Source organism: Bradyrhizobium sp. PSBB068 (assembly GCA_016839165.1).
Lineage (GTDB): Bacteria > Pseudomonadota > Alphaproteobacteria > Rhizobiales > Xanthobacteraceae > Bradyrhizobium.
On record CP069300.1, the window covers coordinates 2,129,725 to 2,145,238 of the forward strand.

15 protein-coding genes are annotated in these 15,514 nt (G+C 64.6%); 5 read left to right on the forward strand and 10 right to left on the reverse strand.

Going from position 1 to position 15,514, the window contains the following annotated elements; all coding sequences use genetic code 11:
• Window positions 1-111: 111 nt before the first annotated feature.
• Window positions 112-2,727: an MMPL family transporter gene (locus JQ507_09875; GenBank protein ID QRI71753.1), complete on the forward strand. Its 2,616-nt coding sequence runs from the start codon at window positions 112-114 to the stop codon at window positions 2,725-2,727.
• 91 nt (window positions 2,728-2,818) lie between these two features.
• Here the strand turns inward: JQ507_09875 and JQ507_09880 are convergent, their stop codons facing one another.
• Entirely contained in the window at window positions 2,819-3,475 is a 657-nt protein-coding gene (locus JQ507_09880) for a DUF2147 domain-containing protein (protein ID QRI71754.1), read from the reverse strand.
• A 102-nt stretch (window positions 3,476-3,577) separates the two neighbouring features.
• Here JQ507_09880 and hpnO point away from each other — a divergent pair, with 102 nt between their 5' ends.
• Window positions 3,578-4,969, forward strand: a complete 1,392-nt coding sequence (gene hpnO, locus JQ507_09885) for an aminobacteriohopanetriol synthase HpnO (protein ID QRI71755.1) — start codon at window positions 3,578-3,580, stop codon at window positions 4,967-4,969.
• 210 nt (window positions 4,970-5,179) lie between these two features.
• On the opposite strand, the gene JQ507_09890 is transcribed toward hpnO, so the two are convergent.
• The 4 genes from JQ507_09890 to JQ507_09905 all read right to left on the reverse strand — a co-directional run bounded on the left by JQ507_09890 (window position 5,180) and on the right by JQ507_09905 (window position 7,891).
• Window positions 5,180-5,944: an anti-sigma factor gene (locus tag JQ507_09890; GenBank protein QRI71756.1), complete on the reverse strand. Its 765-nt coding sequence runs from the start codon at window positions 5,942-5,944 to the stop codon at window positions 5,180-5,182.
• Window positions 5,941-6,498: a sigma-70 family RNA polymerase sigma factor gene (locus JQ507_09895; protein ID QRI71757.1), complete on the reverse strand. Its 558-nt coding sequence runs from the start codon at window positions 6,496-6,498 to the stop codon at window positions 5,941-5,943. The genes JQ507_09890 and JQ507_09895 overlap by 4 nt, the downstream gene beginning before the upstream one ends.
• A gap of 94 nt (window positions 6,499-6,592) precedes the next feature.
• Window positions 6,593-6,916 carry a cupredoxin family copper-binding protein gene (locus JQ507_09900; GenBank protein QRI71758.1) on the reverse strand — a complete coding sequence of 108 codons (324 nt, stop codon included), beginning with the start codon at window positions 6,914-6,916 and terminating at the stop codon, window positions 6,593-6,595.
• A 24-nt stretch (window positions 6,917-6,940) separates the two neighbouring features.
• Window positions 6,941-7,891, reverse strand: a complete 951-nt coding sequence (locus JQ507_09905) for a metallophosphoesterase (protein ID QRI71759.1) — start codon at window positions 7,889-7,891, stop codon at window positions 6,941-6,943.
• 248 nt (window positions 7,892-8,139) lie between these two features.
• Here JQ507_09905 and JQ507_09910 point away from each other — a divergent pair, with 248 nt between their 5' ends.
• The gene (locus tag JQ507_09910; protein ID QRI73272.1) at window positions 8,140-8,352 is read left to right on the forward strand and encodes a GFA family protein; all 213 of its coding nucleotides are present in this window, start codon (window positions 8,140-8,142) and stop codon (window positions 8,350-8,352) included.
• A 40-nt stretch (window positions 8,353-8,392) separates the two neighbouring features.
• Here JQ507_09910 and JQ507_09915 read toward each other — a convergent pair whose 3' ends face one another.
• From JQ507_09915 to JQ507_09925, 3 genes are all read right to left on the reverse strand, one after another.
• Window positions 8,393-8,749, reverse strand: a complete 357-nt coding sequence (locus tag JQ507_09915; protein ID QRI71760.1) for a hypothetical protein — start codon at window positions 8,747-8,749, stop codon at window positions 8,393-8,395.
• 96 nt (window positions 8,750-8,845) lie between these two features.
• Window positions 8,846-9,748, reverse strand: a complete 903-nt coding sequence (locus tag JQ507_09920; GenBank protein QRI71761.1) for an alpha/beta hydrolase — start codon at window positions 9,746-9,748, stop codon at window positions 8,846-8,848.
• 6 nt (window positions 9,749-9,754) lie between these two features.
• On the reverse strand, window positions 9,755-11,374 hold the full coding sequence (locus JQ507_09925) for a GMC family oxidoreductase N-terminal domain-containing protein (protein ID QRI71762.1): 1,620 nt from the start codon (window positions 11,372-11,374) through the stop codon (window positions 9,755-9,757).
• A 316-nt stretch (window positions 11,375-11,690) separates the two neighbouring features.
• Here JQ507_09925 and JQ507_09930 point away from each other — a divergent pair, with 316 nt between their 5' ends.
• Complete coding sequence (locus JQ507_09930; protein ID QRI71763.1) at window positions 11,691-12,311, forward strand: pyridoxamine 5'-phosphate oxidase family protein; 621 nt, start codon at window positions 11,691-11,693, stop codon at window positions 12,309-12,311.
• 3 nt (window positions 12,312-12,314) lie between these two features.
• Here JQ507_09930 and JQ507_09935 read toward each other — a convergent pair whose 3' ends face one another.
• Complete coding sequence (locus JQ507_09935; GenBank protein ID QRI71764.1) at window positions 12,315-12,740, reverse strand: hypothetical protein; 426 nt, start codon at window positions 12,738-12,740, stop codon at window positions 12,315-12,317.
• Window positions 12,741-13,021: 281 nt separating this feature from the next.
• Here JQ507_09935 and JQ507_09940 point away from each other — a divergent pair, with 281 nt between their 5' ends.
• Window positions 13,022-14,194, forward strand: a complete 1,173-nt coding sequence (locus JQ507_09940) for an amidohydrolase (protein QRI71765.1) — start codon at window positions 13,022-13,024, stop codon at window positions 14,192-14,194.
• Between the two features lie 3 nt (window positions 14,195-14,197).
• On the opposite strand, the gene JQ507_09945 is transcribed toward JQ507_09940, so the two are convergent.
• On the reverse strand, window positions 14,198-15,379 hold the full coding sequence (locus tag JQ507_09945) for a cytochrome P450 (GenBank protein ID QRI71766.1): 1,182 nt from the start codon (window positions 15,377-15,379) through the stop codon (window positions 14,198-14,200).
• Window positions 15,380-15,514 lie beyond the last annotated feature (135 nt).

The following is a 15,514-nucleotide window of genomic DNA, read 5'->3' on the forward strand; positions in this document are numbered from 1 at the left end:
CTCGCCGTCCCGTCGAGGAAGATAACCAAAACAACATTAGATCGGTCCCCGGAACTCCGCTACAGAGCGGGCGTTTTCGGCCATGCTTCCCCGAGCTTAGAAAGAAACGAAGTGCTGACAAATATTGTCGTCTCCGTTGTTAGGACCTGTACGCGTTTTGCCCTTCCGGTTGTCATTCTCTCTCTGCTGTTGTCGATCGGCGCAGGCTTCTATACGGCCCGCAACTTCTCGATCAACACCGACATCAACAAGCTGATCTCGCCGGATCTGGATTGGCGCAAGCGCGACAATCAGTTCGAGGAAGCCTTTGATCGCGAGCGGCTGATCCTGGCGGTCGTCGAGGCAGCGACGCCCGAGCTGACCAGCTCGGCCGCGAAGGCGCTCACCGCGAGGCTGCAAGCCGACAAGAAGAACTTCGAGGCGATCACCGCGCTCGGCTCCGGCGAATTCTTCGAAAAGAACGGACTGCTGTACCTGCCGACCGAAGAGGTCGGCAAGGTCACGGGCCAGCTCGAATCGGCCGCGCCGCTGATCGAAATCATGGCGGGCGATCCTTCGATTCGCGGTCTGACCGGTGCGCTCGAGACCGGCCTCGCCGGCGTCAAGCGCGGGCAGGTCAAGCTCGACAATGCCGCTCCGCCGTTCAACCTGATCTCGGAGACCGTCGAGACCGTTCTCGCCAAGGGCAGTGCGACCTTCTCCTGGCGCGAGCTCACCAGCGACAAGCCGCTGACCGATTCGGACAAGCGCGCCTTCATCGAGATCAAGCCGATCATCGACTATTCGGCGCTGGAGCCGGGCAAGGCCGCGACCGACGCGATTCGGCAGGCGGCGGCCGATCTGAAATTCCCGACCGAATATCACGCGCGCGTCCGCCTGACCGGACCCGTGCCGATCGCCAACGAGGAATACGCCACCGTGCAGGACGGTGCGATCACCAACGGCATCGGCACCGTGGTGATCGTGCTGGTGATCCTCTGGCTGGCGCTGCATTCCGGCAAGATCATCTTCGCCGTGTTCGTGAACCTGTTCATCGGCCTTGCCCTCACCACGGCGGTCGGCCTGATGATGGTCGGCTCGCTGAACCTGCTTTCGATCGCCTTCGCCGTGCTGTTCATCGGCCTCGGCGTCGACTTCGGCATCCAGTTCAGCGTGCGTTACCGCTCCGAGCGCTTCAAGAACGACAATCTGACGCTCGCGCTCGAGAACGCCGCGCGCCGCTCCGCGGTGCCGCTGTCGCTCGCGGCGATGGCGACCGCCGCAGGCTTCCTGTGCTTCCTGCCGACCGACTACAAGGGCATCTCCGAGCTCGGCAAGATCGCCGGCGCCGGCATGCTGGTGGCGTTCGTCACCAGCATCACGGTGTTGCCGGCGCTGCTCGACCTGCTCAATCCGCCCGGCGAGAAGGAGGCGGTCGGCTACGCCTTCCTGGCGCCGCTCGACCACTTCCTGGAGAAGCATCGCGTTCCGATCATCGCCGGCACGCTCCTGGTCACGGTCGCGGGCCTGCCGCTGCTGCACTACATGAAGTTCGACTTCAATCCGATCAATCTGCGCAATGCCAAGGTGGAATCGATCGCGACATTCCTCGATCTGAGGAAAGATCCGAACACCGGCGCCAACGCCATCAACGTGATGACGCGCTCGGAAGCCGACGCCAAGAAGATCGAGGCCAAGCTCGAGAAGCTGCCTGAGGTGTCGCGCGTGATGTCGCTCGACAGTTTCGTGCCTGATGACCAGCCGGCAAAGCTGAAGCTGATCGCGCAGGCCGCCAAGACGCTCGGCCCCGCGCTCAACCCGGACTCGGTCGATCCGGCGCCGTCGGATCAGGAGAATGTCGAGTCGCTGAAGAGCTCGGTCGACAGCCTGCGCAGGACCGCGGGCGACAGCAAGGGACCGGGTGCGGTTGCCGCGCGCCGACTCGCCGACGCCCTGCAAAAGCTCGCCGATTCGAACCAGGCGACCCGCGACAAGGCGCAGGACGTCTTCGTCGCGCCGATGAAGATCGTGTTCGATCAGCTGCGCAATACGTTGCAGGCACAGACCGTCACGCTGCAGAACCTGCCGCAGGAACTGGTCGAGAGCTGGAAGACCAAGGACGGCCTGATGCGTGTCGAGGTCGAGCCGAAGGGCGATCCGAACGACAACGACAATCTGCGCCGCTTTGCCGACGCCGTGCTCGCCGCCGAGCCGACCGCAATCGGTGGACCGGTCTCGATCCTGAAATCGGGCGACGTCATCGTGAAGGCGTTCATCCACGCCGGAATTCTGGCGCTGGTCACGATCAGCCTGCTGCTCTGGCTGACGCTGCGCCGGGTGGTCGACGTGCTGATGACGCTGGTGCCGCTCTTGGTCGCCGGCATCGTCACGCTGGAGATCTGCGTGCTGATCGGGCTGCCGCTCAACTTCGCCAACATCGTCGCATTGCCGCTGCTGCTCGGGGTCGGCGTGGCGTTCAAGATCTACTATGTCACGGCGTGGCGGCAGGGCAGGACGAATCTGCTGCAGTCGAGCCTGACACGTGCGATCTTTTTCAGCGCGCTGACCACGGCGACGGCGTTCGGCAGCCTGTGGCTATCCAGTCATCCCGGCACTGCGAGCATGGGCAAGCTGCTTGCGCTCTCGCTCGTCACCACGCTGGCGGCCGTTCTGCTGTTCCAGCCGGCGCTGATGGGGAAGCCGCGCGAGGCCCTCAAGGAGGAGGATATCGCCAACGACGTCACCTGACGCGTTCGCGATCCACTGCCGATCCGGCTTGGCGGCAGGCGCTGCCAAGCCACCATTTGCCGCCAGGCAGTGATGCGCCGTCTGGCCGTGATCAGTGCGTCGGTCGCGCGATGTCCGGCAGCAGGCAGATATCGCCTACGGTGTCCGCCGACGCATTGGCGGTGCCCGGGGGGGTGGCTGCCTGCTTTTGAGCCGGCTTGGCGGCAGGCGCCACGGCGCCGGTGGTCTTCTGCGGCGCTGCCGGTTTGGGAAGGGCGCCCTTCGCAGCAGGGGCCCCTGCGGGGGCCGGGTTGCCGGCGGCGCTCACCGGGATCGGCGGACCGACGCGGGTCCAGGTCTCGCCGCCGCACAGGAATCCGAGCACGCAGCCCTGGATCTCGAGCTGGTCGGTGCCGACCGGCTTGATGGTCGAGCTGTAGAGCTGACCGTCCTTGGCGTTGTAGACTTGGCCTTCCCACGCATCGGCGCCGGCCTTCTTCTTCATGTCGATCAGGATCGGCATGCCGAGGGTGGGCCTGCTCTGCTTGGCCGGATCAGGATTGTTCTTATCCTTACCGCCGGGGGTTTTTTCCCAGGACACCACACCCCACATGTTGCCATTGCACTGGGCGACGCGGATGGTGGCGACACCGTCTGCGACCTTCCAGTCGCCGGTCGGGTCCGCTGCAAGCGCCGGTGATAATACGGTGGCCAAAAATAAACCTGAAACGGCTATTGTACGTGCGAATGTTCTTGGGCAGTGCAACATGGTCCAAACCTGTGCTTAACTAGACGATCCGAGCGGGGGTCAAAACGCCGCTAGCGAGCGTTTTAAGTTGACGAGATGGCCATCAACCGACGTATGTAACGAATGGTAAGTTCCAATTTAGACGTTTCCGAGATTTTTGTGGAGCGCGAGGGGCAGCGCGGTGCCATGCACACGCGTCATCTCAACGAGCAGCTCGTTCGCGTCCTCAAGACCATCGGCTATGACGTCGGCTTCCAGAAGGGGCAAGGCCAGTACCTGTTCGATCGTCAGGGGGCTCGTTACCTCGATCTATTGAGCGGATTTGGCGTTTTTGCGATTGGCCGCAATCATCCGGCCCTGCGCAAGGCGCTCAAGAGCGTGCTCGACGCCGATCTGCCCAATCTCGTGCAGCTCGACGTCTCGACGCTCGCGGGTGTGCTCGCGGAACGGCTTCTGGAGCATGTTCCATATCTGGACAAGGTGTTTTTCGCCAATTCCGGCGCCGAAACGGTCGAAGCTGCGATCAAGTTCGCGCGGGGCGCGACCGGCCGTCCGGGCATCGTCTATTGCGGGCATTCGTTCCACGGCCTGTCCTACGGCGCCCTGTCGCTGACCGATGATTCGAATTTCCGCAGCGGCTTCGAACCGCTGCTGCCGGGCTGCACGCCGATCCCGTTCAACGATCTCGAGGCGCTGGAGAAGGCGCTGTCGTCGCGCCAGGTCGGCGCCTTCATCGTCGAGCCGATCCAGGGCAAGGGCGTCAACATGCCCACCGACGAGTTCCTGCCCGGCGCGCTGGCGCTGTGCCGCAAATACGGCACGCTGTTCATCGCCGACGAGATCCAGACCGGGATCGGCCGCACCGGCAAGTTCCTCGCGATCGAGCACTGGGGCATCGAGCCCGACATGGTGCTGCTGGCGAAGGCGCTGTCCGGCGGCCACGTGCCGATCGGTGCGCTGCTGACGCGCAAGAACATCTTCGACAAGATCTTCAACCAGATGGACCGCGCGGTCGTGCACGGCTCGACCTTCGCCAAGAACGATCTGGCGATGGCCGCCGGCATCGCGACGCTCGATGTCATCAAGGCCGAGAAGCTCGTCGAGAACGCTGCCAAGCGCGGCGCCGAGCTCCGCCTCGCGCTGACGCGCATGGTGCCGGGCTATGAACTGATGAAGGAAGTCCGCGGCAAGGGCCTGATGATCGGCGTCGAGTTCGGCCCGCCGAAATCGCTGCGCCTGAAGGCGTCGTGGAACCTGCTGGAGACCGCCAACAAGGGCCTGTTCTGCCAGCTCATCACGGTGCCGCTGTTCAAGGATCACAAGATTCTCACGCAAGTCGCCGGCCACGGCCTCCACACCATCAAGCTGCTGCCGCCGCTGATGATCACCGAGGAAGACTGCAGCTGGATCGAGAAGTCGTTCGACGACGTGATCGCCGGCAGCCACAAGGTGCCCGGCGCGATCTGGTCGCTCGGCAAGACGCTGGTCGACAACGCGGTGCGCAAGTCGGCGTAAGCCGGGGTTCTCGAAACTTGCGGGACTGTTCCCGGATTGCGCCACGCTCCATCCGGGCTACACGGTCATCTCATCCGTCATTGCGAGCCACCGGGTCGGCGCGCAGCGCCGCCCGATGCCAGGTTCCGCGAAGCAATCCATCGCACGGCGGGCTGAGATGTGGATTGCTTCGTCGCTGTCGCTCCTCGCAACGACGATTGGTGGGTCGAATCACCCTTCCTTGTTCGCGCGCATCGCGCTCTCGAACTTGTCGCCGAACTCGGTCAGCTCGTCGGCGCCGAGATCGCTGACCGCCCAGTAATTCAGGCCGCGGTCGCTCCAGCGCCGGATGTTGAAGCCCTGCAAGGTCGAGACCTTCGCGGTCTTGCGTTCGGTACTGGCGGTCTGCGCCACGAACAGGTTGATCACGTGCTGGCGCCGCTTGTAGACCACGGCGCCGATCTCGCGGGCGTTGACGTAGTCGAGCCGGCCGCCGATCAGCGTGAAGCCCTGCGCGGTGAGGTCGATCACCGGCGGCGAGACGTCGAGCTTGCCGTTGAACCAGGGCTTGACCGTATGCTGATCGGTCGAGACCACGTCGATCAGATGACCGGCCTGCAGCGAGCGCAGATGCGCCGACACCACCTCGTTCTCGATGCGCTGCTCGTCGTCGTTGCGCAGCACGATCGCGACCAGCCCCGTCGCGGCCATCGCCGATACCGCCGAGCCCATCGCAAAGCCGCGCAGCACCGAGCGCCGGCTCGGCGCCGCCTGCGGCTGCGGCAGCGCCTTCTCGATCTTGCGGCGCAGCTCGAGCGGCGCCTTGTAGCGCAGGTCGCTCTCGGCCATCGCCTGGCGGATCTCCTGATAGTCCTTCATGAGAGCGGCGCAATGCGCGCACCCCTCGACATGGGCTTCCACTTCGCGTGCATGGCCGGCGTCGAGTTCGCCGTCGATCAGCGCGTGGATCAGCACTTCGGCTTCCTCGCAGGTCATTTCGCTTGCTCCTGTTCCGCGAGCCAGGCTGATCGCAGCATGGCGCGGGCGCGCGCGAGACGGGACATCACGGTGCCGACCGGCACGGCGGCGACATCGGCGATCTCGCGGTATGAAAGATTCTGGATTTCCCTGAGCACAAAGGTCTCGCGGAACGGCTCGGCGAGCGCCGCGACCAGCTTGCGCACGGTGTCGCCGTCGAAGCGGCGCAGCATCTGCTTCTCGGGTGTCTCCGGGGCTTCGTTCCACATCGGGGTCTGATCGCCGCCCTCGGGCAGCTCCTCGACCGCGGTGGGGGCGGTCTTGCGGCGGGCATATTCGGCGCGGCAGACATTGCGCAGGATCGCGAACAGCCACGGTTTCATCGCAGGTCCGCGGTAGCTGTCGAAATGCTTGTAGGCGCGCAGGTAGCATTCCTGCACCGCGTCCTCCGCATCGGCGGCATCGCGCAGCAGATAGCGCGCCAGGGTGTAGGCGTCGTCAAGGTAGGGCAGCGCGGCCTCGCGGAAGCGCCGTGCCTTTTCGGGATCGTCTTGCGACGCGTTGACAACCATCGTGTCCTGCCCGGCTGGTCGAGAGACGGCTTGTGCCCGGCCGGGGGCTGAGGGCCACCGGCCGGGCATGGCTGTGATTGTATGGCTGGTCACGTTACCCAACCTTGATACTGCCTGTCATGTGCGGATGCAGCGAGCAGAAATACTTGTACTCGCCGGGCTCCGTGAAGGTGAACGAGAAGGTGCCGTCGGTATCCATGGTCTTGGAGCGGAATTTCCCCGCGCACACCACGGTGTGCGGGATGTCGTCGCGGTTGGTCCAGGTCACTGTCGTGCCGACCTTCACGTCGAGCGGGTTCGGCGTGAACGAGAAATTGTCGATGTGGACCGCGGTGTCTTCGGCGCGGGCCGCAGTGACCGGCAGCAACATGGCCGCGACCACGGCGATCCCGAAGTCGCGTCGATTGATCGTACTCATCGTCTCTTTCCTCAGCCGGATCCGTCAGCCTTGCAGCGGCGTGTCGATGATCGCCAGCGGCTGGCTGTTCTGCTTGAAGTTGATGCTGGCGACGCCGAGCATGCTGCGCAGCTTGGCATCCTCGACCTTCATCGGGCCGGGCGAGGGCGCGGCACCCGGCGCCGGCTGCGGGAAGGCGGTCGAACGCGCGGTGTGGAAGGTGACGTTGCCCTCGACCTTCTGCATCACCTGGTGGATGTGGCCGTTGAGCACGGTGACCGAGCCGAAGCCCTTGACGTATTCCAGCGCGCGGGCGCCGTCCTCGGTGCCCCAGCCCCATTGCGGATAGACCGTCCACAGCGGGATGTGGGCGAACAGCACGATCGGGGTCGACTTCGAACGGCCCTTGAGGTCGTTCTCCAGCCATTCCAGCTGCTCGTTGCCGAGATTGCCGAGGCCGCCGCCCTTGAGGTCGACGACGTTGACGAGGCCGACGAAGTGGACGCCGCCGGCGTCGAACGAATAGTAGCCCGGACCCTTGGTGCCCTTGCCGTAGCGCTCCTTGTAGAGCTTGACCTCTTCGTCGATGAAGTCGTGCTCGCCCGGCACGTAATGCACGTCGAGCTTGGCCTGCGAGATGATGCGATCGGCGTCGTCGAATTCGGACGCCTTCGACAGATGCGTGATGTCGCCGGTGTGGATCATGAAGGACGGCTTGACCTGCATCCCCTTGACCTTGTTGATCGCCTCCTCCAGCGTGCCGATGGCGTTCGGATTGGCCGGCTTGTCGAAGCCGACATGGCTGTCGCTGATCTGCATGAAGGTCATGCCGGTCGCTTCCGCGGCCTTGGCCGAGCCGACGATGCCGAGCGAATGCGGCACGCCGCCGGTGACGGTCCACAGCACGCCGGTGCCGGCCCAGGTCATGCATTCCAGCACCTTGCGTCGGCTGACGCCTTTTTCCTCATCGTGGTGATTGTGATCGTGTCCGCTCATGACAAGTCTCCCGTGGTCCCAGGGATTGGGTTTCCGGGGAGGTGATCGGCGGCCCCAGGGCTTTATTCCCGCGGCTTTGGAGAGGGTTGAGGGAGGGGATGACGATTTCGTGAGAGCCCGGCGGCCCACCATACGGGCCAGCCCGCGACAGGTGGCCGCAAGGGCGAGATGCGCCATTGAAGGCGTCGGGGCTGCAACGTTATCGACCCCGGCAAACCCCTGATAAGTTGGAGGAAACCACGGGCAATGTGACCGGCGGCTGTCACTGCGGCGAGATTCGTTACGAGGTCACCGGGGAACCGGTCGTCCATGCGCTGTGTCACTGCACCGATTGCCGGCGCCACGCCGGCGCGCCGCTGGTCGGCTGGGTGATGGTCGCCGAGGACGCCCTCAAGGTGACCAGGGGCGAGCCCAGGGTCTACCGATCCTCGGAACACGGTCGGCGGCAGCAACGTAGATGAACGGCCGCAACAAAGCTGTCTTGCAGCCGTCAGCATAATGTCAGCGCTCCTGCTTAAAGATGGCGGACTTCACTCGCCAGACCGGGAGATCATCATGAGCGACCACGCAGGCGTTGAGCATTACCACAAGGCAGCCGAGCATCACGAGCACGCGGCGCGTCATCACCGCGAAGCCGCCAAGCACCACGAAGAGGGCAATCACGAGAAGGCGGCGCATCACGCGCACAGCGCCCATGGCCATGCGAGCCATGCCCAGCATCACCACACCGAAGCAAGCCGGCATCACGCCGAGCACCACGGCAAACACCAATAACAAGTTCCAGTACTGCGTGAGTGGCTTCCGCCGTCCCCGCAAGGGGGCGGCGTTTTCTTTGGGCTGGGTGACGGCAGCCCTCAAGCATGATCCGGAAAAGTGCGAAGCGATTTTCCGAAAAGATCATGCTTAAACAAGAATCTAAAGCGCGATGACGATTCAACATGATCTCATCGTGCCTTAGTCCGCGCGCGCGGCGAACGTCCGAACCGCCGCAATCATCAGCTCCGGCGCCTCCTGCGCGACGCAATGGCCGACGCCATCGAAGGTCCAGCGGCTGGTGTACGGGATCAGGGCTGCGGCGCGGTCGGCCATCTCCTTGTAGATCGGCCATGACTGTTCGGCGGTCGCGATGCGGACCGGGCAGGCGATCTCGGAGAACCACGGGAACGGATTGCCGCGGGAATCGCCGGTATAGATCTGCTCCATGGCCTGGAAGATCGGCCTGAGCATCGCCTGTTCGATTTCGGGCGTGCAGCGCAGTTGCATGCGGCCGTCATCGAGCCGCGCGAAGCCGTGATGCACATAGGCCCACAGCGACCGCTCGGTCCACGTCGCGAAGGTTGGCGCGGCGCGCAGCCGTCGGAACAGATCTTCGGCATTGTCGAATTCGGCGCGACGGCGCAGCACGCCTTGCAGTGACGCGTTCGAGATGCCACTCAGGTCGCCGGCGCGCGGCGCGTGCGGGTCCATCGCGGTCGGCTCCGTCACGAACAGCCGAGCGAAGCGGTCCGGCATCAACTTCGTTGCCAGCAGCAGGTCGGTCGCGCCGGCGCTGTGGCCGATGCCGTAGATGTCCTTCAGGTCCATGCGTTCGACCACGGTACAAACGTCACCGGCGAAATCCTCGAAGTGATAGCGCTCGGTGGGGGGCTTGTGGCTCAAGCCGTGGCCGCGCCGGTCGTACGCATAGACGGTGTAGTCGGCGGCGAGCGCTTCCGCGACCTCGGTCCAGACCTCGGCGACAAAGCCGGTGCCGTGCAGCAGCAGCGCCACAGGCTTGCCCGAGGCGGGATCGCCCCATCGCTTCACCGCGACCTGCGCGCCGACATCGCCAACCAGAATTCGCTGCGGCTGCGTCATGAATTGCTATCTTGCATCCCTGAGGATCATCGCCGCGCCCTTCTCGGCGATCATCGCGGTCGGCGTGTTGGTATTGCCGGAGGTGATGGTCGGCATCACGGAGGCATCCGCGATGCGCAGGCCGTGCAGGCCGTAGAAGCGCAGGCGTTCGTCGACCACGGCCATCGGATCGTTGGCCGTTCCCATCTTCGCGGTGCCGACCGGGTGGAAGATCGTGGTGCCGATGTCTCCGGCGGCCTTGGCGAGCGAGGCGTCGTCGTCGCCGACCGAGGGGCCGGGCAGGAATTCCTCGGGATGATATTGCTCCAGCGCCTTCTGCTTCATCAGTCTGCGCGTGGTGCGGATCGCGTCGGCCGCGACCTGGCGGTCGTCGTCGGTCGAGAGGTAATTCGGCGCGATCGACGGCTTGTCGTCGGGCGCGGTCGATTTGATCCGCACCGTGCCGCGCGAGCTCGGTTGCAGGTTGCAGGCGCTGACCGTGATCGCGGGGAAGCGATGCAGGGGATCGCCGAACTTGTCGAGCGACAGCGGCTGCACGTGGAACTGGATGTTGGCGCGCGAGCGCGTCGCATCCGAGCGCGTGAAGATGCCGAGCTGCGACGGCGCCATGGTCAGCGGACCGCGGCGGCGGAACGCGTAGTCGAGGCCCATCAGGCCGCGCCGGACGAGGTTGTAATAGGTCTCGTTCAGCGTGCGCACGCCCGACACCTTGTAGATCGCGCGCTGCTGCAGATGATCCTGCAGATTGTGGCCGATGCCCTGCATGTCAGCGACGATGTCGATGCCGAGCGGCGACAGCCATTCGGACGGGCCGATGCCCGAGCGGTGCAGCACCTGCGTGGTGCCGATCGAGCCGGCGCAGAGAATCACTTCGCCCCGGGCGCGCGCTTCCACAGTCTCATTGCCCTGGCGGAACAGCACGCCGGCGGCGCGGCCGCTCTCGATGATCAAGCGATCGACCAGCACGTTGGTTTCCAGCCTGAGATTGCTGCGGTTGAGCACCGGCTTCAAGAAACCGCGCGCCGACGACCAGCGCCGGCCGCGCTTCTGGTTGACGTGGAAGTAGCTGGTGCCTTCATTGTCGCCGGTGTTGAAATCCGCAATCCGCTTGATACCCATCTCCTCGGCGGCATCGCCGACCGCATCGAGGATCTGCCACGACAGCCGCGGCGCTTCGATGCGCCAGCCGCCGCCGACGCCGTGATGCTCGCTTGCACCGAGGAAGTGATCCTCCAGCTTCTTGAACGCCGGCAGCACGTCGCTGTAGCTCCAGCCGGTGAGGCCGAGCTGCCGCCAGTGATCGTAGTCTGCGGCCTGGCCGCGCATCGAGATCATGGCGTTGATCGCCGACGAGCCGCCGATCACCTTGCCGCGCGGATAGGCGAGCGCACGGCCGTTGAGGCCCGGCTCGGCCTCGGTCTTGAACATCCAGTCCGAGCGCGGATTGCCGATCGCGAAGAGATAGCCGACCGGGATATGAAACCAGATCCAGTTGTCCTTGCCGCCGGCTTCCAACAGCAGCACGCGCTTGCTCGGATCGGCCGACAGGCGGTTGGCCACGATGCAGCCCGCCGTGCCCGCGCCGACGATAATGTAGTCGAAATCACCCTCGAGCCTTCGCGGCATGTCCTCGTTCCCGGCAAGCGTCTTTTGTTGACGTCTATTAGTCAGACGCCGCCGGTCGAGACAAGCCCGGCAGTGGATACCGGGCGTGCGCTGGATGATCAGGGACGGCTCGGTGCGGGCTATGTGACCTGATGTCTCGCTCGGGGAACGCAGACGATCAGCATCAGCGTGCCGACGCCGGGCACCGCGAGCACGGCCGTCATCGACGTCTTTCGCCAATTCGACCTTCGATGGCTTTTCACGCCTGTGCCGAACGAATAGGCTTTCGTTGCATTGGCCGCCTCAATTGCCAAGCTCAACTTGCCGGAGGATTCCCGTGGCAGACCCGATCCGCGCCCCATTCTACCACGATGGAATGCGTGAGCTGCAGGACCGTTTCGACGGCCGCCGCGTCGCCGACGGTCTTGAGAAGCATCGTCTCCACTTCGAATTCTGGGAGCAGGACCGCAAGCTCATCGAAGAGACGCGGTTCTTTTTCGTTGCGACGAGCTATCAGGACAACGTCGATTGCTCGATGCGGTCCGGCGATCCAGGCTTCGTGAAGATCACCGGGCCCGACACGCTCGAGTACCCCGAGTATGACGGCAACAACATGTACCGCACGCTCGGCAACATCCACCGCAACCCGAATGTCGGGTTGCTGTTCGTCCGCCTTGACGGCAAGACGTTTCGCACGCGCATCCGCGGCAAGGCAACAATCGACGACAGCGTGGAAGCGCTTGCCCGGCACCATGGCGCGAAGGTCGTCGTGCGCGTCAAGTGCGAAATCTTTCCCAATTGCCCGCGCTATATTCCGGACCTGATGGGCGCTTCAGCTGATGTGCCGGCGAATCCGTTCGTTCCTCGGCCCGGATACGAGCCGCCCGCCCCCGAATGGAAAAGCCGGGATTATCTCAAGGACGTGCTTTCGAAATACGATCCGCATCGGAAAACGTGAGGTTTAGGGCAGCGGCGCCATGTAGGGAATGCTGGCGACCAGCGCGAACACCTGGACCGCATTGCACAGCATGCCGCCCCAATGCAGCCGGCGCAGCCGCCGCACCGCGGTGGGATCACCTGAATCTCTCGCGTCTGCTTCGGCATCGAGCCGGCGTAGAAACCATCGCCGCGCCAGCACGGCGAAAGCGGCGATCAATGCGATGCAAAGTGCCGTGGTCGGCCGGCCCGCCACGGCAAAGGCGAGCGTCCCGATCACGCCGGAGATGGTCAGCACCAGGAAGTAGGCATTGAACATGCCGCGCAGCAGGTGGGTGACCGGCGGGAGGTCGAGCTTCACAAGCAGGAACGCCGGTGCCGCCAGCAGGAAGTAACCCATCGGCACCAGCAGAATGATGGTGGAGAAAAGGACCGCCTGATCCGGCGTCATGCAGCCGCCCCTTCTTTGAAGGTGGAGGATTTCGGTGCGAAAACTTCAAGTAGTATCCACGCGGGATATTTCGCGCACCATTGGGCTTTGGTCGAATGGGATCGTATCAGTCCTGGCCCTCACAGGCTTGCGCAAAAAGGCGCGCGATGCCGTGTCCGAAGACCATGTCGTATCCCGTTTGCGAATGCAGGCCCCAGCCGGCGGCATGTCACATCTGTTTGGGTGGACCGGCTCTTGCATGCTAAGAGGACTTACGTCTAACCTCTGAGGCCAGAATTCCCATGCCCATCGTCAATCGCGTCGCCGATCTGCAACCCGATATCCAGGCCTGGCGCCGCAACATCCATGAACATCCCGAGCTGCTCTACGATGTGCACCGCACTGCATCATTCGTGGCCGACCGGCTCAGGGAATTCGGTTGCGACGAGGTCGTGACCGGTCTCGGCAAGACCGGCGTCGTCGGGGTCATCAAGGGCAAGAAGGGCGCGGCCAAGGGCGACGTCAAGGTGATCGGCCTGCGCGCCGACATGGATGCGCTGCCGATCCACGAGGAAACCAACCTGCCTTACGCCTCGAAGACGCCGGGCAAGATGCACGCCTGCGGCCATGACGGCCACACCGCGATGCTGCTCGGCGCGGCGCGCTATCTCGCCGAGACGCGCAATTTCGCCGGCGATGCGGTCGTGATCTTCCAGCCGGCCGAGGAGGGCGGGGCCGGTGCAGCCGCGATGATCAAGGACGGCTTGATGGACCGCTTCGGCGTCCAGCAGGTCTACGGCATGCACAACGGTCCGGGGATTCCGATCGGCTCGTTCGCGATCCGCTCCGGCCCGATCATGGCCTCCACCGACGAGGTCAATATCAACATCGAAGGGCTCGGCGGCCACGCGGCGCGGCCGCACAAATGCATCGATTCCGTGATGGTCGGCGCGCAGCTCATCACCGCGCTGCAGTCGATTGTGTCGCGCAGCGTCGATCCGCTCGATTCCGCCGTGATCTCGATTTGCGAATTCCATGCCGGCCATGCCCGCAACGTGATCCCGCAGACCGCGGTGCTGCGCGGCACCGTGCGCACCCTGACCCCGGAGGTCCGGCAGTTGATAGAGAAGCGCATCGGCGAAGTGGTCAAGGGCGTCGCCCAGCTGACCGGCGCCCGGATCGATCTCGACTACAAGCGCGGCTATCCGGTCACCGTCAACCACGCCTCGCAGACCGAATTCGCGACCCGCATCGCCAAGGAAGTGGCCGGCGACGGCAACGTGCATACGATGCCGCCGCTGATGGGCGGCGAGGACTTTTCGTACATGCTGGAAGCGCGGCCCGGCGCCTTCATCTTCTGCGGCAACGGCGACAGCGCGGGCTTGCATCACCCCGCCTACAATTTCAACGACGAGGCGATCGTGTACGGCACCTCGTATTTCGTGAAGATCGTGGAGGACGCGCTGGCGGCGTGAGCCTCACGCGTCCCAGCGCACCGGCAGCGTGACCGGGCCGCGGAACACCCAGCCGCGAACGACGGGCGGCGTCTCCTCGCGGAGGCGCAGATTGCGCAGCCGGTCGAACAGCATCGGCACCACGATCTTGCCGACGGTGAGCCGCGACACCCAGGTGCCGGCGCAGAAATGCGGCCCGGCGCCGAACGCCAGATGCGATTGCTTCGGCCGCGTCACGTCGAAGCGATCGGGCTCGGCGAAGCGGCTGTCGTCGCGGTTCGCCGCGCCGACGCAGAGGCCGATCTGAAGGTCGCGCGGCAGCGTGGTGCCGGAGAGTTCGACATCGCGGGTGACACGGCGCGGATACATGCCGATCGGCGAGATCCAGCGCACCGCTTCCTCCAGCGCTGCGGGCCACAGCTCGGGCCTGGCCAGCACGTTGTCCTGCTGCGCCGGGTTTTGCAGGAGGCCGAGCACGAGGGTCAGGATCGCATCGCGCGGTTCGTTCAGCCCGCCGCCGATGATCACCTTGATGTTGGCGCGGATGCCCTCGAGCGGCATCGGCGGCTCGGCATTGACCATCGAGGACAGGATCGAAGGATTCGGCTGGCTGCGATGATCGTCGAGCACCGCGTCGATCGCGGCATCGACATCGGCGCTCGCCCGCATCGCCTTGCGTTCGACCTCGGCATCGGCGGCGTAATTGCCGGCGCCGTCGATCAGCGCCTGCGACCACGCGGCCAGCGTCTGCCACGGCATCGCGCGAAACCCGATCATCGCCATCAGGCTGAGCGAGGCCATCGGAGCGGCCAGCGCGGAGAACAGATCGGCCTCATCGGCCGCGGACAGATCATCGATCAGCGTGTTGGCGATCGCGGTGAATTTCGGCGCCCAGTATTCCTTGATCGTGGCCGGGCGGAACGAGGGTTCGATCGCCTTGCGGCCGATCGCATGCTCGGCGCCGTCCTTGCGCATGAAGGTCGGCCCCATCACCTTGTTGACCAGCGAGGCCGGATTGTCGGCGGAGTAGGTGGCGGGATCGCGCTCGATCCTCACGATGTCGTCGAAGCGCGTCACCAGTGTCAGCTTGGCGGGCTCGACGAAGACCGCCGGCGCCATCTCGCGCAGGCGGCGGAAGATCGGATAGGGGTCGTCGAGCAGATCCCGATACGAGACGTCGGTGACGACGGGCACGGCGTAGGTCATTGGTCCTCCCGGAGCGCTTTTTCGGAAAGGCTAGCGCCGGACGTGCAATCGCTCAATTCGATTGAGTTGATCTAGGCCATCGAAATATTGAATGACCTTGTGCTAGGCTGGGCACCGGCAAGGCGGGAGGTGCAG